Here is a 22,134-nt window from a genome sequence, read left to right as displayed (position 1 = left end):
AGCTGATGGCCGCTGAGGAGCCTGCCGACCGGACCACGGTGTCGAGCGCGGACGTCGTGCACCTCGGGCACGCCATCGAGGTGGCCCGAGAATCCCGGCGGCGGGGCAACCATCCGTTCGGGGCCATCCTTGTCGCCGGCGACGGCACGGTGCTCACCGCCGAGAACAGCGTCGTCACGACCGGCGATCCGACGGGCCACGCCGAGCTGATCCTCGTTCGCCGGGCCGGCGTCCGATTGTCAAGGCAGCAGCTGAGCGTGAGCACCCTGTACACGAGCACCGAACCGTGCGCCATGTGCTCGGGCGCCATCTACTGGGCCGGCATCGGCCGGGTCGTCTACGGCCTGCCGGAAGAGGACCTCGCCCGCATGGTGCCGGCCCAGGATGGCGCGCCCACCATGGACCTGCCCTGCGGGAGGTCTTCGCGCGCGGCGGCACCCCCGTGAGCGTGGCGGGTCCCGCGCTGGTTGAGGAAGCCGCCCAGGTGCACACCGGCTTCTGGGAGACCAGGGGCTGACCCCGCTCACGTGACCGCGGTACCCGGTGCCGGCCGGGTCAGCCGCCAGCTGAGCCGCCGACCGGGCGGCTCGGGCAACCGGCCGGTCACCACATGCGCCACCACGACCGCCACGATCACCAGCGGCGTCACCGCGACGGCGTCGCTGCTGAGCAGCACCGTCGCCAACAACACGCTGGTGAGCGGCAGGCGCAGCATCGAGACGCACATCGCGCCGATGCCGACACCCACGGCGGGCACCAGCGCCATCCCGGGCAGGTGCGAGGCCGCGACCCCCATGGCGGCACCGAGGAAGATGGCGGGGAAAACCGGCCAGCCGCGGAACGCGCCCAGCGACAATGCGTATGCCAGCGCCTTGCAGGCCACGAGCAGGGCTACGGCGCCCACCGGCCAGGCCGCGCCGTCGCTGATCAATGCGGGGAGGGCCGACTGGCCCGAGAAGAGCACGTCGGTGGCGTCCTGGCCGGTGACCACCCCGTCACCAATGGCCAGGGCGGCAATTGCGGCGCCGAGCGCGGGCATCACGCCGAGCCGCTGCGCATGCACGGCGGGGCGCACCAGAAGGGCCCCCGCTCGGATGCCCCAAGCCAGGAGCGGGCACGCCGCTCCGAGCAGCAGTGCCCATCCGAACATGGTCAGCGTGGACGTGCTGAAGGCCGGCAGGTCGGGGATCGCCAGCGAGAATGTGCCGAGCCCGGTCCAGGAATCCAGGCCCACGAAGACGAGGGAGCCGATGCCCGCCGCCAGCAGGCCGGGGAGCAGGCCGACGCCGAGCATCGCGCCGCCCAGCCCGGAGGCCTCCATTAGCAGGAACGCGCCGAGCAGGGGAGAACCGAGCAGGGTGCTCACCGCGGCGAAGCTTCCGGCCGAGGCGATCACGGCCACCGCGGTGGGCGGCGAGTCCTTCCTGATCAGACGGATCGCGAGGGCGCCCAGGCCCGCGCCGAGGGCGATGAGCGGGGCCTCGGGGTCGAGGATCGCGCCCAGGGCCAGTGTCGCGAGCGCTGCCAGGGCCACGCCGGGCAGGTCGACGGGGTTCGGGACGCCGCCCGCCTTGAAGCCCTCCGATGGCGGATGTCCGCCGGTGCCCGGCAGGTGCCGGATGCACAGGGCGACCAAGAACCCGGCCGCTACGGGCAACGGCAGCGGCCACCACAGCGGGGCGTCGCCGAATCCCAGCAGAACGGGCAGCCGGTCGTACAGGTAGTTCTGCAACCGGTCGACCAGGGCCAGGAGACCGTACGCGACTGCCGACACGGGCACACCGATTAGACCGGCCAGAACCAGAAGTCGCAGGTACCCGCGCGAACGGATCACCACGACGGGGCCGGGGGCCGGGGCGGCGGGCGCCGGCGGACCGGGGTTCGCGGGCATGTCGCGGTCCTCTTCGGTCCGGATGGGGCGGGATGCAGCCCACGCTGGCGCCTCTTCGTCGACCTGCTCGGCAGCGTCGGCGAGGGGGTCGATTTTCGGCCGCCGATGTACCTGGACTACGGCTCCCGGCTGCACGTCGGCGCCAACACCTTCATCAACGCCGACTTCCTCACCCTGGGTGGCGGCGAGATCACCGTCGGTGCGAATGTGCTCGTGGGCCCCAGCGCCCGCCTGTACACCCCCAGCCATGCCCTCGATGTCGAGGAGCGCCGCGCGAGTTACGAGCGGGTGTCCCCGGTGGTGATCGAAGACGACGTGTGGCTGGGCGGCAACGTCGTGGTCTGCCCAGGAGTCACCATCGGCGCGGGCAGCATCATCGGCGCCGGATCGGTGGTCACCCGCGATGTGCCGCCGGGCGTCATAGCCGCCGGCAACCCGGCCAGGGTCGTGCGGGCGATCGGCCCGGACGACCGGATGGCCCCGGCCTAGAACTCGCCGCGCGCCTTGGAAGGAAAAGCGGCGTTGCGGAGGCGGGACTGCCGCTTCTGGTGATCATCGTCGCGCTCGCCTTCTGACCGGAGCCGGCGGCGCCGAGCGTACGTTGGAACGATGACCACCACAGCCCAGCACGCCCTGTCCTCCGGATTCACCGCACGGTCCACCGCCACCGAGGTGCTCGCTGGCATCGACCTGACGGGACGGACCGCCATCGTCACCGGCGGCTACTCCGGCCTCGGCATCGAGACGGTCGCGGCGTTGGCCGGCGCCGGCGCCCAGGTGATCGTGCCGGCCCGGCGCCCCGAGGCGGCCTGGAGTCGGTGGAGGTCCAGACCCTCGACCTGGCCGATCTGGTCAGTGTGCGCGCCTTCGCCGAGCACTTCCTGGCCACCGGGCGCGGCCTCGACATCCTGATCAACAATGCGGCCATCATGGCCGCCCCCCAGGCCCTGGTCGGTGATGGCTGGGAATCCCAGTTCGCGACCAACCACCTCGGCCATTACGTGCTCACCAACCTGCTCTGGCGCGCCCTCACGGCCGGCAGCGGTGCCCGGGTCGTTGCGCTGTCGTCCACGGGGCACAAGCTCAGCGGCATCCGCTTCGATGACCCGAACTTCACCAGCGGCTACGACAAATGGCTGGCGTACGGGCAGGCCAAGACCGCCAACAGCCTCTTCGCGGTGCAACTGGACGCCCGCGGTGCCGATCACGGTGTGCGCGCGTTCGCCGTGCATCCCGGTGGCATCATGACCGAATTGCAACGTCACCTGCCCCGCGAGGAGATGATCGCCGCCGGGTGGATGACCGAGGAGGGCGAGGTCAACGAACAGTTCAAGTCCCCTGCTGAGGGCGCCGCCACGTCCGTCTGGGCGGCCACGTCACCGCAGCTGGACGGAATGGGCGGGGTCTACTGCGAGGACTGCGACATCGCCGAACCCACGGTGCCCGGCAGCGCCGCCGCCCGGCTGCGCGGCGTGAACCCACACCCGATCGACCCGGATGCGGCGGCTCGCCTCTGGACGCTGTCCGCCGGGCTCACCGGAGTGAACGCCTTCGCCTGAGGGTGCGCCCACCCAAACGTTCCCCATGCGGACTTTTGCGCCCGGCGTGCCGGGTGCAATTGTCCGCATGGGGAACAGTTGACGCAGTTACTCGCCCGGCGTGAAGTTCAGCGAGATCGAGTTCATGCAGTAGCGGTCGCCGGTAGGCGTGCCGAAGCCGTCGTCGAACACGTGGCCCAGGTGCGACCCGCACGCAGCGCAGCGCACCTCGGTGCGCAGGACACCGAGCGACCGGTCCTCGAGGAGTTCGACCGCCTCGGGGCGTACCGATTCATAGAAGCTCGGCCAGCCGCAGCCGGAGTCGAACTTCGTGCCGCTCTTGAACAGCTCGGCGTTACAGGCGCCGCAGGTGTATACGCCGGCCCGGCCCTCGTCGAGGAGCTCGCCGGTCCAGGCACGTTCCGTGGCCGCGCCGCGCAGCACTGCATACTGCTCTGCGGAAAGCTCGGCCTTCCATTCGGCGTCAGACTTGGTGACCTCATAGTCCATGGTGCGTCCTTTCGATGCGTCTCGTGCGGCAGGCGACTGCCTCCAGCCTAAACTCGCCGGGCCCGCCCGGAATTCCCGATTGCGCCACTGCCCAGCCGACTCCCACGTTCACGCGGCGGCCACGGACCCGCGACAGGCGGCGTCGGTCAGCGAAAACCCAGTCCGCGGCAAATAAGATGACGCGTATGGCGACCAGCGGGCAGGACGAGAGCGAGCGGGACGACGGCGCCACTCGCGCTCTCGGCCAGCGGGACGAAGCCGTGCTCGCCTTCGAACGGCGGTGGTGGTCGCATCCCGGCGCCAAGGAACAGGCCATCCGCTCCGAGTTCGGCCTCTCGGCCGCCCGGTACTATCAGGTATTGGGTGCCCTGCTCGACTCCCCACTTGCCCTGGCCCACGACCCGATGCTGGTCAAACGCCTGCAACGGATGCGTGACGCCCGGTCGCTTGCCCGGTCGCGTCGAGCCATCCGTCCCATCGAGTAGGACCCGCCGCTTGCTCACGACAACCGAGGATCGAACCACACCCACGATGCCCCCTTCCTACCCGAAAGACCGCTTCGACGACCTCCCGCACCACCTCGACCGGGTCGGGGCGCACCGGGCTCCCGCGAAGAAGGGTCGTCGGTGGGTGGCATTCTGGTGGGCCCTGGCTGCGACGGCCGTGCTCATCGCGCTCGGCGCGGTCGGGCTGACGGTGCTGAACAACCGGCTGAACTTCACGTTCCCCGGCATCGAGGCGACCACCACGACCGAGACGCCTACGGAAGAGGCGATTCCGGCGGCGGAACCCACGACCGACCCCGCCGCCAGCGTCACCGTGCTCAATGGCACCGCCGGCTTCGGCGTGGCGCGTTCGGTGGGGGAGATGCTCACGGGCAACGGTTGGACCGTCGCTGCGACGAGCAACGCGGACTCCGAAGACGTCGTGACGACGACGGTCTACTACGCCGACGCCACCCAGGAGGGGGTTGCCCGCGGAGTGGCGGCGTTGCTCCCCGGCTCGGTCGTCGAGCTGTCGGACACCTTCGCCGGCTCCGGCGCGACCCTGACCGTCGTGGTGGGCACCGATTACGTGATGCCGGCGGAATAAGCCGTTCGCGGGCGATTTTCCTATCGGGATCGGGCCGCCCCGTCAACCCCCTATTGAACTTGCCCGAGGTCACTAATATCTGCAGTGGTCGCTCATTTTATGTGCTCAGCGCTCTCCACCAGAGAACGATTTTTCACAGACGGTGGACGCAGCATCTGCGCCAGGCCCGGTAACACCAACGGGTGAGTGCCGTACTACACAACACTGCATTAGGGGAGTTTCACATGGCGAACGGAACCGTTAAATGGTTCAACGCTGAAAAGGGTTTCGGCTTCATCACTGTTGATGGAGGTGGGCAGGACGTCTTCGTCCACTACTCCGCCATCGACATGCACGGCTACAAGGTTCTCGAAGAAGGCCAGCATGTCATCTTCGAACTCGGTACCGGAGCCAAGGGCCCGCAGGCCGAGTCGGTTCGTCCGGCTTAGAACTCACGCGTCGACAACTACACACCGAGATGTGACAGCCACGCCACCACCGCGCTCGCCGGGCAAACCTGCCCGGCGCACCCGGTGGGTGGCGTTTGCTGTGTTTCGGGGTCGACGCTCCCGGTGACCCGATGGGGTCTGCACCCGTCCGTTCACTTGCACTCTCGACCCCAGAGTGCCAGAATCGACTTGGCACTCTGCTGTTCGGAGTGCTAACCCATCATCGTTTTGGTAACGTCCGGGAGGGACGAGAAACACATATGGCAAAGATCATTGCTTTCAATGAAGAGGCCCGTCGCGGCCTTGAGCGCGGCCTCAACATCCTCGCTGACACGGTCAAGGTGACCCTCGGCCCGCGCGGACGCAACGTCGTGCTGGAGAAGAAGTGGGGCGCCCCCACGATCACCAACGACGGCGTGTCCATCGCCAAGGAGATCGAGCTCGACGACCCGTACGAGAAGATCGGTGCCGAGCTCGTCAAGGAGGTCGCCAAGAAGACCGACGACGTGGCCGGCGACGGTACCACCACCGCCACCGTCCTCGCCCAGGCCCTGGTTCGCGAAGGCCTGCGCAACGTCGCAGCCGGCGCCGACCCGATCAGCCTCAAGCGCGGCATCGAAAAGGCCACCGCTGCGGTCATCGCCGAGCTCATCGCCAGCGCCAAGGAAATCGAGACCAAGGAAGAGATCGCGGCCACCGCCTCCATCTCTGCCGGTGACGCCGAAATCGGCGCGATCATCGCCGAGGCCATCGACAAGGTCGGCAAGGAAGGTGTTGTCACCGTTGAGGAGTCGAACACCTTCGGCACCGAGCTGGAGCTCACCGAGGGCATGCGTTTCGACAAGGGCTTCCTGTCGGCGTACTTCGTCACCGACCCCGACCGTCAGGAAGCGGTCTTCGAAGACCCCTACATCCTGATCGTCAACTCCAAGGTGTCCAACATCAAGGACCTGCTGCCGATCGTCGACAAGGTCATCCAGAGTGGCAAGCAGCTGCTCATCATCGCCGAGGACGTCGACGGCGAGGCCCTGGCCACGCTCGTTGTGAACAAGATCCGTGGCATCTTCAAGTCGGTTGCCGTCAAGGCCCCCGGCTTCGGCGACCGCCGCAAGGCGCAGCTGCAGGACATCGCCATCCTCACCGGTGGCCAGGTCATCTCCGAGGAGGTCGGCCTCAAGCTCGAGAACGTCACCCTCGACCTGCTCGGTAACGCCCGTAAGGTCGTCATCACCAAGGACGAGACCACCATCGTCGAGGGTGCCGGCGACGCCGAGGCCATCGCCGGTCGCGTTCAGCAGATCCGTAACGAGATCGAGAACACCGACTCCGACTACGACCGCGAGAAGCTCCAGGAGCGTCTCGCCAAGCTGGCCGGTGGCGTTGCCGTCATCAAGGCCGGCGCCGCGACGGAGGTTGAGCTCAAGGAGCGCAAGCACCGCATCGAGGACGCCGTCCGTAACGCGAAGGCAGCCGTCGAAGAGGGCATCGTCGCCGGTGGTGGCGTTGCGCTCATCCAGGCCGGAAAGACCGCATTCGAGGGCGAGGCCATCCTGAGCCTCGTCGGCGACGAGGCAACGGGCGCGAACATCGTGCGCGTCGCCATCGACGCACCGCTCAAGCAGATCGCGCTCAACGCGGGCCTCGAGCCGGGCGTTGTCGCGGACAAGGTGCGCAACCTGCCCGTCGGATTCGGCCTCAACGCCGCAACCGGTGAGTACGTTGACATGATCGCCGCCGGCATCAATGACCCGGTGAAGGTCACCCGCTCCGCGCTGCTGAACGCATCGTCGATCGCCGGACTGTTCCTCACCACCGAGGCCGTTGTCGCCGACAAGCCCGAGAAGAACCCGGCTCCGGCCGGCGACCCCTCGGGCGGCATGGACTTCTAAGTCCTGCCTCACCAGCACTGACAAGTGGGCGTCCCTCTAGGGGCGCCCACTTTTCTTGTGCCCGCACCTCCCGGCCGGCCAGGACCCGCAGGCCGGTTACCGCGCGAACAGCCGGGCGTTGGCCTGCTCCACGTCGGCGTACTGCTGGCCGGCCTGCCCGAGCGCCTGATTGAGCACATCCGCACTCTGCTCGACATGCTGCTGGGTCGTGCGCCACGCGGAGACGGCCGCCTGAAACTGTGCGGATGCCTGCCCGGTCCAGGACCCCTCCAGGCCCGTGAGCTGGCCGAGGAGGGCCGCGACCTCCGCCTGGATCCGGCCCATGGTGGCCCGGGCGGCCCCGGTGGTGCTGAGCAGTGCGTCGCTGTCTACCTGGAATTGCGTCATCGTCTTCTCCGTTCGCTGGGTGCGGCGTCCGGTCGGACGCTCATGGCGACGCTATGACGCCGCGGGCGCGCACTGCTGAGACGGGCACCGGCAGGGGAGAAACGGCGCCGCGCCGGGCCTGGGGAGGACGGAACGCCGCGCAACCCGTCCGGATCAGGACAGGGTGGGCGTAGCCAGCGCCTGCGGGGCCGCCGACGAGTCCGCCAGGGGGAACCAGACCCGGAAGGTCGCACCGCCGCCCGGCGTCTCCAGGACCTCGACCGAACCGTTGTGGCTGGCCACGATCGACGCCACGATCGCCAACCCCAGGCCGCTGCCACCGGTCTCCCTGGCACGGGACGTGTCCGCACGCCAGAAACGCTGGAAGATCTTGTCGCGGATCTGCGGCGGGATGCCCTCGCCGTGATCGATCACCGAGATCGACGCCCGCTCATTGCGCCGGTCGACGGTCACCTCAAGCTCCACCGGGCTGTCATCGGGGCTGAATCGCAGGGCGTTCCCCATCAGGTTGGTGATGACCTGGCGCACCTTGTTCTCCTCGGCCATGATCACCGCCTCCAGGGGCGGCGGTTCCGGCATCGGCGCGGTGGACGGGTCGGCGACGGATGCGGGCACATCCGTTCGGCGAGGCCGGCGGGTGCGCAGGCGGGCGAGCGTGGCACCGGCGAAGGAGACGGTGCCGGTCGTGGACCCGGACTGGTCCGAACGGGCGGTGGGCTTGGCGGCCGCGGCGGCCGCAGCTTTGGCGGAAGCGGACGCGGCGGCCTTGGCGGCGGCTGCGGCGGCCTTGGCCGTGGGTGCCGGCGCCGCCGGCAGCTCGGGTGACGACGGCGTCGGCGCGGCGCCGAGGACCTCGCCGGTGGAGTGGCCCAGGTCGATGTGCGGTTCGGGGTCGGCGTCATCGTAAACGGTGGGGTGGCTGGTGAGTACGCTGACCCGGCGGCCGGGCGAGGAGGCCATGGCATCCAGGGCGGCGTCCTGGGCGAGGGGCAGCAGGTCGACGCGGGTGAGCACCAGGGGCTTGGTCTCGTCCAGTCGGGCCAGTTCGAGCAGGTCTTCAACCAGGCCGCCCATCCGGATGGCTTCCTTCTCGATGCGCTGCATGGCCTGGGCCACTTCTTCCGGGCTCTGCAGGGCGCCCATCCGGTAGAGCTCCGCGTAGCCGCGCACCGACACGAGCGGGGTGCGCAGCTCGTGGCTGGCGTCGCCGACGAACCGGCGCATCTGGTCGATCGTGCGGGCACGGTCCTTGAACGCCCGGTCGATGCGACTGAGCATGGTGTTGAGGGACCGGTTGAGCCGGCCGACCTCGGTGTTGGGGGTGGCGCCGCCGAGGCGCTGGCTGAAGTCGCCGTCCGCGATGGCGGCGGCCGTGCGCTCCACCTCGCGCAACGGGACGAACGTCGTGGTGACCAGCAGCCGGGTGAGCATGGCGCCCACGACCACGACGCCGACGCCGAAGCCGAGGAAGATGCTCAGGTAGGTGTTGACGGTGTTCTGGGTCGGCTGCATCGACACGGCCATGAGCAGGGTGCCGTAGGTGCCGGTGGAGTTGATCACGAAGGGCACCGCCACGGCATGGAACTCGGTGTCGCCCTCGGCGTCGGAGAGCTTTTGCACGGTGCCGTCCAGGCTGATCACGCTGTGCAGGTCGAGCTGCATGGTGACCACCGGCAGGCTCGCGCGCGGACGGTCCCGCCAGGTGCGGTCCTTGAGGACGCCGTTCTGGTCGTAGACCGCGACGAAGTAGTCCGAGTCCACGTTGGCGCTGCCCTCGTCCAGCGGGGACGACAGATAATTGGTCAGGAGGGTCTGCGCCTCGGTCTGCAGGCTGGAATCCACCTGCTGCACCACGTAGTTGCGCAGGATCACCATGGTCCCCACACCGGAAACGAGCAGGCCGAGCGTGAGCATCAGCACGGTGACACCGGTGATCTTGGAGCGGAGCGAAACCCGGCTCCATCGGTCCATCAGGGCCACATGCATTGTTCCAGTCTAGGAAACGATCCTGAGCGTCTAAGCCTTCGCGGCCTTGAGCATGTATCCGAAGCCGCGCTTGGTCTGGATCAGCGGCTCGCTGGAGTGCATGTCGACCTTGCGGCGCAGGTACGAGATGTAGGATTCCACGATGCCCGCATCGCCGTTGAAGTCGTATTCCCAAACGTGATCGAGGATCTGCGCCTTGGAGAGCACCCGGTTGGGGTTGAGCATCAGGTAGCGCAGCAGCTTGAACTCGGTGGGGCTGAGCTCGATGGGCTGGTCGCCGACGAGGACCTCGTGGGTGTCCTGGTCCATGGTGAGTTCACCGGCACGGATCACCGCGTCTTCATCTGCGTGCATGGTGCGGCGCAGGATCGCCTTGATCCGGGCGACAATCTCGTCGAGGCTGAACGGCTTGGTGACGTAGTCGTCGCCGCCCACGGTCAGGCCGGTGATCTTGTCTTCGGTGTCGTCCTTGGCCGTGAGGAACAGGATCGGGGCGGTGTAACCGGCCGAACGCAGGCGCTTGGTGACGCCGAAGCCGTTCATGTCCGGCAGCATGACGTCCAGGATGATGAGGTCGGGCTCTTCCTCCAGGACCGCGGAAATCGCCTGGGCACCGTTGCCGACGGCGCGCACGGCGAAACCGGCGAAGCGGAGGCTGGTGGTGAGGAGATCCCGGATGTTGGGTTCGTCGTCAACGATAAGGATGCGGGGGCCGTCAGTCATGCCCCTAGTATCTGCGCGTTAGCTGATGCTTCCCTGAGAGTGGGCGGTATGCCCGCGCAGTCTCGGGCCGGTAGCCCTTCCGGTGCGGGGCTGATGCCGATACCGTCGTCCTCGACGGGTCGTGCGGGAACCAACCGGGGCGAGGGGAAGCCATGGTGGAGCGGGGAATCGGAGAATCGGGCACCCCGGGGGACCCTGCGGACGAGCCGGTGGTGATCGTCGGCGCCGGCCTGGCCGGAGCCCGGGCGGCTGAGGCCGTGCGCGCGGGCTCGACCGGACGGGTGCTGCTGATCGGGGAGGAGATCGACGCCCCGTACATCCGCCCGCCGCTGTCGAAGGAGTACCTGGCCGGCACCGCCGGGCGGGACGTCGTCGACGTGCATCCGGTCGGTTGGTATGCCGAGAACGGGATCGAGCGGATCGCGGGGCACCGGGCGGCGGTGCTCGACCGGGGCGGGCACCGGCTGACCCTCGACGACGGCCGCACCGTCCGGTATTCCCGGTTGCTGCTGGCCATGGGCGCGTCGCCGCGGCCGTTTCCCGGGCCTGGGGCGAGCCTGCCCGGCGTGCACTATCTGCGCAGCCTGGCCGATTCCGAGCGCCTGCGGACCGCGCTGGCGGCGGGCGGCCGCAGGGTGGTGATCATCGGTACCGGCTGGATCGGGCTGGAGGTCGCCGCCGCGGCCAGGGGCTACGGCAACGAGGCGATCGTGCTGGGGCGTGGCGCCGTTCCGCTGGCCTCCGCGGTCGGCGCCGAGGTCGGCGCGGTCTTCGAGCAGTTGCACCGCGACCACGGCGTTCACGTGGGCAATTCCACCACGGTGGTCGAGCTGGAGGGGGAGAGCCGCAGCGGCGGCACCCGGGTGACCGGGGTACGGCTGAGCGATCGCACCCTGGTGCGCGCGGATCTCGTGGTGGTGGGCCTCGGCGCCACCCCGAACACCCAGCTGGCGCTGGGGTCCGGCCTGAGCGTGGAGAACGGCATCGCCGCCTCGGCGACGTTTGCCACGAGCGACCCCGATGTTTTCGCCGTCGGCGACGTCGCCAACGTCTTCCACCCCAGGCTGGGCCACCGGATGCGGGTGGAGCACTGGGCCAACGCCGACACCGCCGGCGCCGCGGCCGGTCGGGCGATACTGGGCGACACCACCGAGTACGACGCGATCCCGTACTTCTACACCGACCAGTTCGACCTGGGGATGGAGTACTCGGGCTTCGGCGAGCTCGCCGCGCAGGCGGACGTCGTGTTCCGCGGTGACCGGGCGGGGCGGAGATTCGTGGCCTTCTGGCTCGCCGACGGGCAGGTCGTCGCAGGCATGAACGTGAACGTCTGGGGCGTGAACGAGACCGTGCAGCGCCTCATCCGCTCGGGCGTGCGGGTGGAGGCGAACCGGCTCACGGATGAGAACATAGCCTTGGAAGACCTGCTTCTCCCGTTGTCGGGGTAGGCCTTGCCGAATACCCGTCGCTTGTCGCGGCGGCCCAGCACGAGGAGCCAGATGCCCAGCTCGACCGCCGCCACCGGGGTCATCCTGCCCCGGCTCGACGTGCCCGTGCGCCGCATCGGGGGGCGCGATTTCAACTTCGACCGCGAGGTGGCGGTGATGGCGGTGATCAACCGCACGCCGGACTCCTTCTACGACCGCGGTGCCACCTTCACGCTCGACGCGGCCGTCGCCGCCGCCCGCCGGGCCGTTCTCGATGGCGCCGACTGGGTCGACATCGGCGGGGCGAAGTTCGCGCCGGGGCCGGCCATTCCGGTGGCGGCGGAGATCGACCGGGTCGTGCCGGTGGTCGAGGCCCTGCGGGGCGCCGGCGTCGTGATCTCTGTGGACACCTTCGATCCGGACGTGGCCCGGGCCAGCATCCGCGCCGGCGCCCACGTGATCAACGACACCACCGGGGTGCACGATCCGCGGATGGCGGAAGTCGTCGCCGACAGTGCCGCGACACTCGTGATCACGCACAGCCTGGCCCGGCCGCGCACCCCGTATCCGGCGCCGCGGTACGACGACGTGGTCGGTGAGGTCGCCGCGTTCCTCCTGGACCGGGTGGACCGGGCGGTGCGGCACGGGATGCCGGCCGACCGGCTGGTCATCGACCCCGGCCACGACCTGAACAAGAACACCCGGCACTCCCTCGAACTCACCCGCCGGCTGGGCGAGATCACCACGCTGGGGCTGCCCACGCTGGTGGCGGTGTCGAACAAGGACTTCATCGGCGAGACCCTCGACCGGGACCGCGACCAGCGGGTGGAGGGCACACTCGCCGCCGCGGTGTTCTGCATCCTGCAGGGAGCCCGGATCGTGCGGGTGCACAACGTTCCCGCCGCCGTCGACGCCGTGCGGATGGTCGAAGCCATCCTCGGTTTCCGCGAGCCCGCCTACCTGCGCCACAACCTCACCTGATGACGCCCGCCGCCGGAACGCTCGACCCGGACGACGTGCTCCGCCGGTACGTCGTGACCGATCGGAGCACCCCGCACCTGCGGGTCAACTTCATCAGCAGCCTGGACGGCGCCGCCACCCACGACGGGCTGAGCGGCGGCCTCGGTGACGACGCCGACCGGCTCGTCTTCGACACCCTGCGCATGCTCAGCGACGTGATCCTGGTGGGCGCCGGCACGGTGCGCGCCGAGGGGTACGGAGGCATCCGGTTCACCGACGACGCTGTGGCCTGGCGCCTCGCCCACGGCCTGCCGGAGCACCCGCCGGTGGCGATCGTGTCCGGCCGGCTCGACCTGGACGCCACGCATCCGGTATTCACGCGGGCGGCCAGCCGGCCGATGGTGATCACGCACGCCGGAGCCCCGGCCGACCGGCGCGCAGCGCTCGCCGAGGTGGCCGACGTGCTGGTCTGCGGCGACTCAGCCGTGGACCACGCGCTGATGGTCACGACTTTGACGGAACGCGGCTACCCGCAGGTGCTCTGCGAGGGCGGGCCGGGCCTGTTCGGCTCATTGCTGGCCGCCGACCGCGTGGACGAGCTCTGCCTCACCCTTGCGCCCCTGCTGGAGTCCGGACGCGCTCCCCGCATAGCCGGCGCACGGGAGGCGTCCCCCCGCCGGATGCGCCTGGCCCACGCCCTCCCGGCCGGCGACACCCTCCTGCTGCGCTACCTGCGCGCTGCCGTGGGTAAGGACAACGGTCTCGGATAAGGACCACCTGCCGGCTTCCGTCCTTGTCCGGGCACTTTGTCCTTCCCACGAGGCGCGGTCTGGTCAGGGTTCGCGGACCAGCTCCAGGGCGTGGGCGTCGAGGATCGTGTAGGAGTACCCCTGCTCGGCTAGGAAGCGCTGGCGGTTTTGGGCGAAGTCCTGGTCGACCGTGTCGCGGGCCACGAGGGTGTAGAACGTGGCGGTGAGGCCGGACTCCTTGGGGCGCAGCAGGCGCCCCAGGCGCTGGGCCTCCTCCTGGCGGGACCCGTAGGAGCCGGAGACCTGAATGGCGACGGAGGCCTCCGGCAGGTCGATGGAGAAGTTTGCGACCTTGGACACCACAAGCAGATTCTCCTCACCCACCCGGAACGCCTGGTACAGCCGTTCCCGTTCGTCGACCGGCGTGGCGCCGGTGAGCTTGGGCGCCTGCAGCGTCTCGGCGAGTTCGTCGATCTGGTCGAGGTACTGGCCGATCACCAGGATGCGTTCGCCCGGGTGCATCGCCACGAGCTGCTTGACCACGTCCAGCTTGGCCGGCGCGGTCGCGGCCATCCGGTAGCGCTCATCGTCGGGTGCGGCGGCGTAGCTGAGCCGCTCGGACTGGGGCAGGTCGATGCGCACCTCGAAGCATGCGGCGGGGGAGATGAAGCCCTGTGCCTCAATCTCCTTCCAGGGGGCGTCGAACCGTTTGGGCCCGATCAGGCTGAACACGTCGCCCTCCCGGCCGTCCTCGCGCACCAGGGTGGCGGTGAGCCCGAGTCGGCGACGGGCCTGCAACTCGGCGGTGAGCTTGAACACCGGGGCCGGCAGCAGGTGCACCTCGTCATAGATGACCAGACCCCAGTCCATCGCGTCGAGCAGCTCCAGGTGCGCGTACTCGCCCTTCCGCTTCGCGGTGAGGATCTGGTACGTCGCGATGGTGACGGGCTTGACCTCCTTCACCTGGCCGGAGTACTCGCCGATCTCCTCTGCGGTGAGGGTGGTGCGCTTCTGCAGCTCATCGCGCCACTGCCGCGCCGAGACGGTGTTGGTGACCAGGATCAGGGTGTTGGTCTTCGCGGTGGCCATCGCGCCGGCGCCGACGAGGGTCTTGCCGGCCCCGCAGGGCAGCACCACAACGCCCGAGCCGGCGTCGAAGAAGTTCGACACGGCCTTGTTCTGGTAGTCGCGCAGCGCCCAGCCGTCTTCGAGCAGGGCGATGTCGTGCGGGGTTCCCGGGGTGTACCCGGCGAGGTCCTCTGCCGGCCAGCCGAGCTTGACGAGCTCCTGCTTGAGTTGGCCGCGCGCCCACGGCGCCACCAGGAACGAGTCCGGAGTGGGCTGGCCGATCAGCAGCGGGGCGATGCGCCGGGCGGCGGCGACCTCGGTGAGCACGGGGGCGTCGAGGCTGCGCAGCACCAGCTGGCCGTCGGCGTCGCGGTCGATGACCAGGCGGCCGTACCGGCCCACGGTCTCCTCGAGGTCGACCGACACCGTCTGCGGGATCGCGAATTTGGAATACTTCTCGAGGGTGGCCAGCATGTTCGCCGCGTCATGGCCGGCCGCTCGCGCATTCCACAGGCCCAGCCGGGTGATGCGGTAGGTGTGGATGTGCTCCGGCGCACGTTCCAGCTCGGCGAAAACGGCCAGGTCGTGCCGGGCATCCTCGGCGAGAGGATGCGCGACTTCGAGCAGAACCGTGCGGTCACTTTGGACGATCAGCGGGCCAACGGACATAACCGTCAATGGTACGCCGATGGGCCGTCGGACTCAGCACCCGCGTTCAGGGAAGCGCCGTCCGTCGCCCCGCCCGACCGATCACGGGGCAGGGGTGATGCTCACCACGCTGGACAGCGGCAGGGTGCGTTCAATGTCGGCGTGCCGGTCGCGGGCCCGGAACCGCCCGTTGCCGACGCTGGCCGGTTCGAGCAGGTAGTCGACAACCTCACCGCCGGGCATCTGGACGCTGACCAGCACGGACCGCCGGTGCTTGATCGCCGAATCGAGCTGCCGGGCGAGCCACGCGTTGGCGGCCTTGGCCTCGCCCCCGTCGGTGGCGCGCAGCGTTTGCACGAGAGCGATGCCGGGATCCGGCACGGGGGTGCGCGGAAGGGGGCTCACCGCGTGCCGGCGCGGATGCACGATCTCGCCGGCCGCGTTCTCGGCGGCGACGGGGTACCGGGCGTCGGTGAGCGCCCAGAACACGGTATCGGCCGGCAACGGGCTGCTCAGCCGGGTGGTGGACACCGGCGTCAGCCCGAGCGGGGCGACGGTCTGGTCCACGGCGATGGCGGCGAGCAGCTCGATGTCGTCCGAGGCGATGTAGCTGGCGCCGGCCTGCTCGTCGGGGCGCGAGCTGCCCACCCGCACCCGCCCGTACCGGTCGGCGGCGTCGCGGATGAGGTAGTCGACGGGCTGCGGAATCCCGGTGACGGAGATCGACGCGAGGAATGCCAACAGCGAGTCGGCGTCGTCACCGGTGGCGAGGGCGCGGTTGACCGATGCTCCGCTCAGCCGGTACGTCGCGGCCAGTTCGCGGCTCTCGACATCCGCGAAGGTGCGCAGCCGGGCATCGATCCACGGCGACAACGGTCCGGGTGCGACGACGGACAGGTCGTGCTGCAGGTACACGGTCGCCACCTCGGCGGGCAGCGAGGCGGCGATGATGCCCACGGCCGCGTCGATGTCGCCGACGAGCACCAACGCGCCCGCCGCGCTCGTCGTCTGGCGCGCGGTGATCCCGATCAGTTCGGCATCCCGGGCGAAGACGGCGATCCGTTCGTCCATCCAGGCGCCGCCGGCCGGGTAGAGCCACGCCACGAAACGGTGCATGGCATCGCCCCAGGCGACACCGGGCCGTTGGGCCAGGATCTCACGCACATCCGGTGGCAGAGCGTCGAGCCAGGATGCGGCCAGGACTCCCCAGCGCGCCGCGGCGCCGTCGATCGGCCAGGTTTCGCCGGCGGGGGACTGCACCCAGTAACCGCCGCCGAGGGTGACCAGGCCGGCCCGTTCGGCGACACTGACGAGAGGGGCGACCTCATCGACGTCGATTCCCATCGCCGTGGCGAGGCGCTTGGTGTCCGGCAGGCCCAGACCGCCACGGCTGAGCTCGCGGGCCGGTTCCTGGCCGAGCTCGGTGAGCAGCTCGGCGATCGATGACACGGCAGCGAAGGCGCGCTCCGCAGCCAGGCGCTCGGTGAAGCGATTGTCCGTGGCTGAGAGCGGAGCGAGCGGGGCGGGCGCCGGCACCCCGGCCAGGTCCGCGGCGCTCGGCAGACCGCGCTGGGGCCAGCCGCGCAGCTGCGCGGTCACCGCGGCGAAAGGCACCACGGTACCGTCCTCGGCACTCACCAGCATCAGCTCCTCGAGGCGCGCGACCCTGGCGGCGATGTCGGCGGCGTCGAGCGTGTCGTGGCCGAGGTCGGCGAGCCCTTCGATCAGCTCTGCCATCGAGGGCTCCCCGAGTTCGCCGGCCACGGCCAGCACCGCGAGGGTGCTGCGGTCCAGGCGGGAGAGCGTCGACTCGAGGGCGTCGGGAGCCAGGAGCGCCTCGGCGAGGTCGAAGAAGTCGTGGATGCCGTGCGCGGGAACTCCGCGCAGGGCGATCGTGCGGCGCAGTGCTGCGTCGTCCAGGGCGCGGAGGCGTGAGGCGAGCGTCAGCATGTGGGCTACTCCTGCTTCTGTCGGGCCTCGCGTGCGCGGCGGAGTCCGCTGACGATCATCAGGGTGATGACCAGCAGGAAACCGAGGGGTAGACCGAACAGGGGCAGGGTGAGCACGGCCGGCCAGACGCCCTGGCTGAATCCGTCGTTGTCTCCGACACCGGCGGCGGTGCCGAGGATGACGGCTAGGAAGGCCAGGATCGACAGCCCGACGACACCCGCGACCATGTACGCCAGGATCTTCTCGAGACGGCCGGGATCGTGTGGGGTTTGAGTGGTCACAGTCCAAGGATACGGGGCACGGTCAGCTACAACGGAATAAGCTGTATCTGGTTGGCACGCATTCTGCGCGCCCCAAAATCACAGCGAGGTTCAGATGCCCACCGGCAAAGTCAAGTTCTACGACGAGGAGAAGGGTTTTGGCTTCATCAGTTCCGATGACGGCCACGAAGTCTTCCTGCACGCATCTGCGGTGCCCGCCGGAGTGACGGTGAAGGCGGGGATGAAACTCGAGTTCGGCATCGCCGACGGCAAACGCGGCGCACAGGCGCTGTCCGTGCGCGTCCTGGAGGCACCGCCGAGCCTGGCCAAGCTCAGCCGTAAGCCGGCCGATGACATGGCGATCATCGTCGAGGACCTGGTCAAGCTGCTCGACGGCATCGGCGCGAGCCTGCGCCGTGGACGCTACCCGGACAGCTCGCACAGCAAGAAGATCGCGGCCATGCTGCGCAAGGTTGCCGAGGAACTGGATGCTTGATCCGTTCGATCCCACCCCGCCGCAGAAGACACCGGTGGCCACGGCTCCGACGGAGGAGGCCGCTACGGCCTCGCCCGCCGATGCGCCGAGCGATACCGCGGTCGAAGCCGACGTCGACGAGGTGTGGGAGGCCGACGAGGTGCTCGCCGGCGCAACCGACCAGGCCAGGACCGCTCTGGAACTGATCACGCCGGCCAACACGATCGGTGAACCGCTCGGCTACATCGTGGAGGGCGAGCACGTGCTGTCGTTGCTCTTCGACTGCCTGATGACCGGCTACCCGGGCTGGCGGTGGACGGTCAGCCTGTCCCGGGTGGACGGCGACGCCGAACCGCAGGTGCTGGAGACCGAGTTGATGCCCGGCGACGACGCGCTGCTGGCACCGGAGTGGGTGCCGTGGAGCGACCGGCTGGCCGATGTGAAGGTCGCGGAGGAACTGGCCGCCGTCGAGCTCGTCGACGAGGACTACGGCGACGAGGACGACGACGACAGCGACGAGGACACCGACGACGAGAGCGCCGAATCCGACGACGTCGCCGACGACGGCGTGGACGTACTCGACGGCATCGACTTCGACGAGGCGCTCACCGCTTCCCAGTTGAGCGAGCCGTCAGCGGCGCCGGAGCAGCACGAAGCCGAGACCGGCCAGGCCAAGGGCCAGGCCGATGACCGCGCACCACAGCCACCAGTCCAGGCCCGCGGCATGCAGTTCAGCTCGGAAAACGACAGCGCACGCCAGGGCGACTAGCCACAGCGCCGACCCCGCTGCCACCGCCTTCCGCGCATTCGCGCGGGCGGGCAGCGGGTCTGGCCGGCGTTCGCTGTCTTTGAGCCAGAACCGCATGGCCTGAGGTTAGCCCAGGTTGGCCACAACGAACTCGATCGACGAGACAAGCTTTCGCACATCCGCCGGCTCGATCGCCGTGAACGTCGCCACGCGCAGCTGGTTGCGGCCGAGCTTGCGGTACGGCTCGGTGTCGACGATGCCGTTGGCGCGCAGCACCTTGGCGATGGCGGCGGCGTCGATGCTGTCGTCGAAGTCGATCGTGGCGACGACCTGCGAGCGGTCGCTCGGGTCGGTCACGAACGGCGTCGCGTAATCCACGGTCGCGGCCCAGTCGTACAACACCGACGAGGATTCCGCGGTGCGCGCGGACGCCCAGGCGAGGCCACCGTTCCCGTTGATCCAGTCGAGCTGGTTCTCCATCAGCAGCAGCGTCGACACGGCGGGCGTGTTCAGCGTCTGGTTCAGGCGGGAGTTGTCGATGGCGTTCTTGAGGCTGAGGAATTCGGGGATGTAGCGGCCGCTGGCCGCGATGCGCTCGACCCGCTCGATGGCGGCGGGGGAGAAGAGGGCGAACCAGATGCCGCCATCCGAGGCGAGATTCTTCTGCGGGGCGAAGTAGTAGACATCCGCCTGGTCGGCCTCGAAGTCGATGCCGGCGGCGGCGCTGGTGGCGTCGATGACGGTGAGCGCGCCCGCGTCGCCCTGCACCCGGGTGACCGGGGCCATGACGCCCGTGGACGTCTCGTTCTGCGGCCAGGCGTACACGTCGACGCCCTCGGTGGGAACGGCGGCGGCCCGCGAGCCGACCGGGGACGTGATCACGTCGGGGGCGGTAAGGAACGGAGCGGCGGCGGCGGCCGCGAACTTTCCGCCGAACTCACCGAAAACGAGGTTCTGGGCGCGGGTCTCGATGAGCGAGAACGCGGCGGCGTCCCAGAACGCGGTCGAGCCGCCATTGCCCATGACGATTTCGTAGCCCTCGGGGGCACGGAACAGGTCGCTGAGCCCCGCGCGGACCCGGCCGACGAGGTTCTTCACCGGCGCCTGGCGGTGGGAGGTGCCGAGAATCTTCGCGCCGGCACCAGAGAGGTAGTCGAGCTGCTCCTGGCGGATCTTGGACGGGCCGCAGCCAAAACGTCCGTCGGCGGGCAGCAATTCGTTGGGGATCTGTAGGTCCGGCATAACAGGATTCTAGTTGGCCGGGCCGCACGGGTAGTGTTGTGGCGTTGCACATATGGCCGAGCGGGAGGCTGGAATGACTGACCTTATCGACACGACCGAGATGTATCTCCGCACGATCCTCGATCTGGAGGAGGAGAACATCGTTCCTCTCCGCGCACGGATCTCGGAGCGGCTGGGACACTCCGGGCCGACGGTCTCCCAGACGGTGGCGCGCATGGAGCGGGACGGTCTCGTCGTCGTGTCCGGCGACCGCCACCTCGAATTGACTTTCAGTGGACGCACCAAGGCCGTGCACGTGATGCGCAAGCACCGCCTCGCCGAGCGCCTGCTCAGCGACGTGATCGGCCTCGAGTGGGAGTTCGTCCACGACGAAGCCTGCCGCTGGGAGCACGTGATGAGCGAACAGGTCGAGCGCAAGATTCTCGAAATCCTCGGGCACCCCACCGAATCCCCGTACGGCAACCCGATCCCAGGGCTCGACGAGTTGGGCGATTCGCCCGCGGTGGCGTTCATGGCCGGAGTCACCAATCTTCTCGACATCGTCGCGGCATCGCCGACGCCCGTCAGCGCGGTCATCCGCCGCATGGGCGAACCGGTTCAGTTCGACCCCGAACTCCTCGCGCAACTCAAGCAGTCGGGGGTGATGCCGGGCAACACCGGCGTGTTCTCCGCCGTCGGTTCCTACGTGCTGGTCCAGGTGGAGGGCTTCGGCGACGGGCTCGAGCTGCCCAACGAGGTCGCCGGCCACATCTTCGTGACCACGCCCCCCGTTGGGGTGTAGGAAAACCAGCCGAATATCTGGGCGGATTCACAGGTTCGTTACCAATTCGTTAGATTCAGTGTTTTCGGGGTGACAAACGCTTTTTCGTCACGTAGCGTTCAACCTGCCCACAGGTCAGAGGTCGACCGTCGGGCCCGCGCAGGACGCCTCTTTTCCGCCCGTCTCCTGTCGCGGTAATTTCACGCGGTCAGCCGCATCGGACGGGGCAACTACCTAGTGTTGTCGAGGCGCCGGAGGTTAACTTTTGGCTGTATTAGGTAGAAGACTGTTCACCCGCCCCCGACGTTCAACGGCGCTCGCCGTTCGTCCCACCGCCGTGGAGCCGCTGCGCGCGACGCAGATGGAGATCCGCCCCCGCACCGTGGTGCGACCGGGCACCCCGGTCAAACGCGCGGCCCGACGCGGCCAGGTCGGCAGCATGGTGATGATGACCCTCGCGACCGGGCTCGTCGCGACGATGGCCCTGCCCGCGTACGCGTTCGCGCCCTCGGACACCGAATCGACCTTCGCCGCCACCGATGCCACCGAATTGACCAAGGCGGGCGCCCAGAACGTGGCCGTGGACAACGCGGCCGCCACCGTCACTGTGGCCGAAGACGGCTTCTCGTCCACCCCGCAGGCCGACATCGACGCCGCGGAAGCTGCGGAAGCCGCGGAAGCTGCGGAAGCCACCCGGGTCGCTGCCGCCGCATCGATGACCAGCTACGCTGCTTCCTACTCCGGACCGTCCGCGGCCGAGTTCGCCGCCAGCCCCACCTACCCCAGCTTCCACCTCGCCTCGGTGTACAACGTCGCCCTGCAGTACCAGGGTGTGCCGTACGTGTACGGCGGCGCCACTCCGGCCGGCTTCGACTGCTCGGGCTTCGTCATGTACGTGTACGCCCAGTTCGGCATCTCGTTGCCGCACTCCTCCACCGGGCAGGGTGCCGCCGGCACCCGTATCGCGCTGGCCGACGCCCAGCCGGGCGACCTGGTGATTATGGACGGGCACGACGGGTTCTATGCCGGCAACGGCAACATTTTGCACGCCCCGTATGAAGGAGCCGCCGTGCGCGTTCAGCCGCTCTGGACCAGCGACTACTTCATCGTGCGCCTGGGCATCTGACGCCCGGCGGCAGCCGCTTGTCGGTCCTGGCCGGTTAACACTGGGTAACGCCTAGCACAAATGGTGCGCCACGTTTCGCGGCGCACCATTTGTGAGTTAACCTGATCCCCTGATGTTCTGCGGGATTACAGGAGAGCCGATGCGCAAGCTACGCACGATCCACACCATGGATGTGCGCGGACGCTTTGTGTTGCGGCACAGCAGTCAAATCTATCGGGGGGGCTTCGAGCTCTGTGGCCCGAGGGGCGTTGTCATGATGACGACGCCCCTTTTTGTT

24 protein-coding genes and 1 pseudogene are annotated in these 22,134 nt (G+C 68.9%); 15 read left to right on the top strand and 10 right to left on the bottom strand.

Annotation, left to right across the window (positions count from 1 at the left end; all coding sequences use genetic code 11):
• Positions 1–5: 5 nt before the first annotated feature.
• On the top strand, positions 6–446 hold the full coding sequence (locus JWP54_RS14805) for a nucleoside deaminase (protein ID WP_297373366.1): 441 nt from the start codon (positions 6–8) through the stop codon (positions 444–446).
• Positions 447–523: 77 nt separating this feature from the next.
• On the opposite strand, the gene JWP54_RS14800 is transcribed toward JWP54_RS14805, so the two are convergent.
• Positions 524–1,891 (bottom strand): chloride channel protein, encoded by a 1,368-nt coding sequence (locus JWP54_RS14800; protein WP_297373364.1) that lies wholly within the window; start codon positions 1,889–1,891, stop codon positions 524–526.
• 105 nt (positions 1,892–1,996) lie between these two features.
• Between JWP54_RS14800 and JWP54_RS14795 the strand changes: the two genes are divergently transcribed.
• The 3 genes from JWP54_RS14795 to JWP54_RS14785 all read left to right on the top strand — a co-directional run bounded on the left by JWP54_RS14795 (position 1,997) and on the right by JWP54_RS14785 (position 3,450).
• Entirely contained in the window at positions 1,997–2,380 is a 384-nt protein-coding gene (locus JWP54_RS14795) for a sugar O-acetyltransferase (RefSeq protein ID WP_297373363.1), read from the top strand.
• A 120-nt stretch (positions 2,381–2,500) separates the two neighbouring features.
• Entirely contained in the window at positions 2,501–2,803 is a 303-nt protein-coding gene (locus JWP54_RS14790; RefSeq protein WP_297373361.1) for a hypothetical protein, read from the top strand.
• Positions 2,710–3,450: an SDR family NAD(P)-dependent oxidoreductase gene (locus JWP54_RS14785; RefSeq protein ID WP_297373358.1), complete on the top strand. Its 741-nt coding sequence runs from the start codon at positions 2,710–2,712 to the stop codon at positions 3,448–3,450. Before JWP54_RS14790 ends, JWP54_RS14785 begins: the two co-directional genes overlap by 94 nt.
• An 87-nt stretch (positions 3,451–3,537) precedes the next feature.
• On the opposite strand, the gene msrB is transcribed toward JWP54_RS14785, so the two are convergent.
• On the bottom strand, positions 3,538–3,939 hold the full coding sequence (gene msrB, locus JWP54_RS14780) for a peptide-methionine (R)-S-oxide reductase MsrB (RefSeq protein WP_220605695.1): 402 nt from the start codon (positions 3,937–3,939) through the stop codon (positions 3,538–3,540).
• Between the two features lie 185 nt (positions 3,940–4,124).
• Between msrB and JWP54_RS14775 the strand changes: the two genes are divergently transcribed.
• The 4 genes from JWP54_RS14775 to groL all read left to right on the top strand — a co-directional run bounded on the left by JWP54_RS14775 (position 4,125) and on the right by groL (position 7,348).
• Complete coding sequence (locus tag JWP54_RS14775) at positions 4,125–4,424, top strand: DUF3263 domain-containing protein (protein ID WP_297373354.1); 300 nt, start codon at positions 4,125–4,127, stop codon at positions 4,422–4,424.
• A gap of 46 nt (positions 4,425–4,470) precedes the next feature.
• Entirely contained in the window at positions 4,471–5,031 is a 561-nt protein-coding gene (locus tag JWP54_RS14770; RefSeq protein WP_297373352.1) for a LytR C-terminal domain-containing protein, read from the top strand.
• 224 nt (positions 5,032–5,255) lie between these two features.
• Positions 5,256–5,459, top strand: a complete 204-nt coding sequence (locus JWP54_RS14765; protein WP_088457037.1) for a cold-shock protein — start codon at positions 5,256–5,258, stop codon at positions 5,457–5,459.
• Positions 5,460–5,719: 260 nt separating this feature from the next.
• Positions 5,720–7,348 (top strand): chaperonin GroEL, encoded by a 1,629-nt coding sequence (gene groL, locus JWP54_RS14760; RefSeq protein ID WP_297373349.1) that lies wholly within the window; start codon positions 5,720–5,722, stop codon positions 7,346–7,348.
• Between the two features lie 96 nt (positions 7,349–7,444).
• Here the strand turns inward: groL and JWP54_RS14755 are convergent, their stop codons facing one another.
• From JWP54_RS14755 to JWP54_RS14745, 3 genes are all read right to left on the bottom strand, one after another.
• On the bottom strand, positions 7,445–7,735 hold the full coding sequence (locus JWP54_RS14755) for a WXG100 family type VII secretion target (RefSeq protein WP_297373348.1): 291 nt from the start codon (positions 7,733–7,735) through the stop codon (positions 7,445–7,447).
• A gap of 153 nt (positions 7,736–7,888) precedes the next feature.
• On the bottom strand, positions 7,889–9,721 hold the full coding sequence (locus tag JWP54_RS14750; RefSeq protein WP_297373346.1) for a cell wall metabolism sensor histidine kinase WalK: 1,833 nt from the start codon (positions 9,719–9,721) through the stop codon (positions 7,889–7,891).
• A 30-nt stretch (positions 9,722–9,751) separates the two neighbouring features.
• Positions 9,752–10,444, bottom strand: a complete 693-nt coding sequence (locus JWP54_RS14745) for a response regulator transcription factor (protein ID WP_066597326.1) — start codon at positions 10,442–10,444, stop codon at positions 9,752–9,754.
• A 152-nt stretch (positions 10,445–10,596) separates the two neighbouring features.
• Between JWP54_RS14745 and JWP54_RS14740 the strand changes: the two genes are divergently transcribed.
• The 3 genes from JWP54_RS14740 to JWP54_RS14730 are packed head-to-tail and all read left to right on the top strand — an operon-like array spanning position 10,597 to position 13,601.
• Positions 10,597–11,892 carry an FAD-dependent oxidoreductase gene (locus JWP54_RS14740; RefSeq protein ID WP_297373340.1) on the top strand — a complete coding sequence of 432 codons (1,296 nt, stop codon included), beginning with the start codon at positions 10,597–10,599 and terminating at the stop codon, positions 11,890–11,892.
• 51 nt (positions 11,893–11,943) lie between these two features.
• Positions 11,944–12,852, top strand: a complete 909-nt coding sequence (gene folP, locus JWP54_RS14735) for a dihydropteroate synthase (RefSeq protein ID WP_297373338.1) — start codon at positions 11,944–11,946, stop codon at positions 12,850–12,852.
• Positions 12,852–13,601 (top strand): pyrimidine reductase family protein, encoded by a 750-nt coding sequence (locus tag JWP54_RS14730; RefSeq protein WP_297373336.1) that lies wholly within the window; start codon positions 12,852–12,854, stop codon positions 13,599–13,601. The genes folP and JWP54_RS14730 overlap by 1 nt, the downstream gene beginning before the upstream one ends.
• A 63-nt stretch (positions 13,602–13,664) precedes the next feature.
• Here JWP54_RS14730 and JWP54_RS14725 read toward each other — a convergent pair whose 3' ends face one another.
• The 3 genes from JWP54_RS14725 to JWP54_RS14715 form a co-directional block, all read right to left on the bottom strand.
• Entirely contained in the window at positions 13,665–15,317 is a 1,653-nt protein-coding gene (locus JWP54_RS14725; RefSeq protein WP_297373334.1) for a DNA repair helicase XPB, read from the bottom strand.
• Positions 15,318–15,398: 81 nt separating this feature from the next.
• On the bottom strand, positions 15,399–17,246 hold the full coding sequence (locus JWP54_RS14720; protein ID WP_297373332.1) for a helicase-associated domain-containing protein: 1,848 nt from the start codon (positions 17,244–17,246) through the stop codon (positions 15,399–15,401).
• A gap of 5 nt (positions 17,247–17,251) precedes the next feature.
• Positions 17,252–17,527, bottom strand: coding sequence for a multidrug ABC transporter ATPase (locus tag JWP54_RS14715; protein WP_297373330.1), 276 nt, complete (start codon positions 17,525–17,527; stop codon positions 17,252–17,254).
• A gap of 94 nt (positions 17,528–17,621) precedes the next feature.
• Here JWP54_RS14715 and JWP54_RS14710 point away from each other — a divergent pair, with 94 nt between their 5' ends.
• A complete protein-coding gene (locus JWP54_RS14710) occupies positions 17,622–18,002 on the top strand; it encodes a cold-shock protein (RefSeq protein WP_265401236.1) in 381 nt (126 codons plus the stop codon).
• Positions 17,995–18,750, top strand: a complete 756-nt coding sequence (locus tag JWP54_RS14705; protein WP_297373327.1) for a DUF3027 domain-containing protein — start codon at positions 17,995–17,997, stop codon at positions 18,748–18,750. The genes JWP54_RS14710 and JWP54_RS14705 overlap by 8 nt, the downstream gene beginning before the upstream one ends.
• Here JWP54_RS14705 and JWP54_RS14700 read toward each other — a convergent pair.
• Positions 18,676–18,846: pseudogene (locus JWP54_RS14700) on the bottom strand (DUF2530 domain-containing protein); the annotation flags it as partial. The gene JWP54_RS14705 and the pseudogene JWP54_RS14700 sit on opposite strands and share 75 nt — an antisense overlap.
• Positions 18,847–18,855: 9 nt before the next feature.
• Positions 18,856–19,971: a phosphoserine transaminase gene (serC, locus tag JWP54_RS14695; RefSeq protein ID WP_297373325.1), complete on the bottom strand. Its 1,116-nt coding sequence runs from the start codon at positions 19,969–19,971 to the stop codon at positions 18,856–18,858.
• Positions 19,972–20,044: 73 nt separating this feature from the next.
• Here serC and JWP54_RS14690 point away from each other — a divergent pair, with 73 nt between their 5' ends.
• Together JWP54_RS14690 and JWP54_RS14685 are read left to right on the top strand one after the other, a co-directional pair.
• Positions 20,045–20,752 carry a metal-dependent transcriptional regulator gene (locus JWP54_RS14690; RefSeq protein WP_297373323.1) on the top strand — a complete coding sequence of 236 codons (708 nt, stop codon included), beginning with the start codon at positions 20,045–20,047 and terminating at the stop codon, positions 20,750–20,752.
• Positions 20,753–21,068: 316 nt separating this feature from the next.
• Positions 21,069–21,857, top strand: a complete 789-nt coding sequence (locus JWP54_RS14685) for a C40 family peptidase (protein WP_297373321.1) — start codon at positions 21,069–21,071, stop codon at positions 21,855–21,857.
• Positions 21,858–22,134 lie beyond the last annotated feature (277 nt).

This window comes from Cryobacterium sp., from assembly GCF_025463825.1.
Classification (GTDB): domain Bacteria; phylum Actinomycetota; class Actinomycetes; order Actinomycetales; family Microbacteriaceae; genus Cryobacterium.
The sequence above is the reverse complement of the archived record's forward strand: the minus strand, read 5'-3'. Positions and strand labels throughout refer to the sequence as shown.

Coding starts and splice junctions, on each gene's coding strand:
- JWP54_RS14805 (WP_297373366.1), top strand. CDS start 6: ATGGCCGCTGAGGAGCCTGCCGACCGGACCACGGTGTCGAGCGCGGAC.
- JWP54_RS14800 (WP_297373364.1), bottom strand. CDS start 1,891: ATGCCCGCGAACCCCGGTCCGCCGGCGCCCGCCGCCCCGGCCCCCGGC.
- JWP54_RS14795 (WP_297373363.1), top strand. CDS start 1,997: ATGTACCTGGACTACGGCTCCCGGCTGCACGTCGGCGCCAACACCTTC.
- JWP54_RS14790 (WP_297373361.1), top strand. CDS start 2,501: ATGACCACCACAGCCCAGCACGCCCTGTCCTCCGGATTCACCGCACGG.
- msrB (WP_220605695.1), bottom strand. CDS start 3,939: ATGGACTATGAGGTCACCAAGTCTGACGCCGAATGGAAGGCCGAGCTT.
- JWP54_RS14775 (WP_297373354.1), top strand. CDS start 4,125: ATGGCGACCAGCGGGCAGGACGAGAGCGAGCGGGACGACGGCGCCACT.
- JWP54_RS14770 (WP_297373352.1), top strand. CDS start 4,471: ATGCCCCCTTCCTACCCGAAAGACCGCTTCGACGACCTCCCGCACCAC.
- JWP54_RS14765 (WP_088457037.1), top strand. CDS start 5,256: ATGGCGAACGGAACCGTTAAATGGTTCAACGCTGAAAAGGGTTTCGGC.
- groL (WP_297373349.1), top strand. CDS start 5,720: ATGGCAAAGATCATTGCTTTCAATGAAGAGGCCCGTCGCGGCCTTGAG.
- JWP54_RS14755 (WP_297373348.1), bottom strand. CDS start 7,735: ATGACGCAATTCCAGGTAGACAGCGACGCACTGCTCAGCACCACCGGG.
- JWP54_RS14750 (WP_297373346.1), bottom strand. CDS start 9,721: ATGCATGTGGCCCTGATGGACCGATGGAGCCGGGTTTCGCTCCGCTCC.
- JWP54_RS14745 (WP_066597326.1), bottom strand. CDS start 10,444: ATGACTGACGGCCCCCGCATCCTTATCGTTGACGACGAACCCAACATC.
- JWP54_RS14740 (WP_297373340.1), top strand. CDS start 10,597: ATGGTGGAGCGGGGAATCGGAGAATCGGGCACCCCGGGGGACCCTGCG.
- folP (WP_297373338.1), top strand. CDS start 11,944: ATGCCCAGCTCGACCGCCGCCACCGGGGTCATCCTGCCCCGGCTCGAC.
- JWP54_RS14730 (WP_297373336.1), top strand. CDS start 12,852: ATGACGCCCGCCGCCGGAACGCTCGACCCGGACGACGTGCTCCGCCGG.
- JWP54_RS14725 (WP_297373334.1), bottom strand. CDS start 15,317: ATGTCCGTTGGCCCGCTGATCGTCCAAAGTGACCGCACGGTTCTGCTC.
- JWP54_RS14720 (WP_297373332.1), bottom strand. CDS start 17,246: ATGCTGACGCTCGCCTCACGCCTCCGCGCCCTGGACGACGCAGCACTG.
- JWP54_RS14710 (WP_265401236.1), top strand. CDS start 17,622: ATGCCCACCGGCAAAGTCAAGTTCTACGACGAGGAGAAGGGTTTTGGC.
- JWP54_RS14705 (WP_297373327.1), top strand. CDS start 17,995: ATGCTTGATCCGTTCGATCCCACCCCGCCGCAGAAGACACCGGTGGCC.
- serC (WP_297373325.1), bottom strand. CDS start 19,971: ATGCCGGACCTACAGATCCCCAACGAATTGCTGCCCGCCGACGGACGT.
- JWP54_RS14690 (WP_297373323.1), top strand. CDS start 20,045: ATGACTGACCTTATCGACACGACCGAGATGTATCTCCGCACGATCCTC.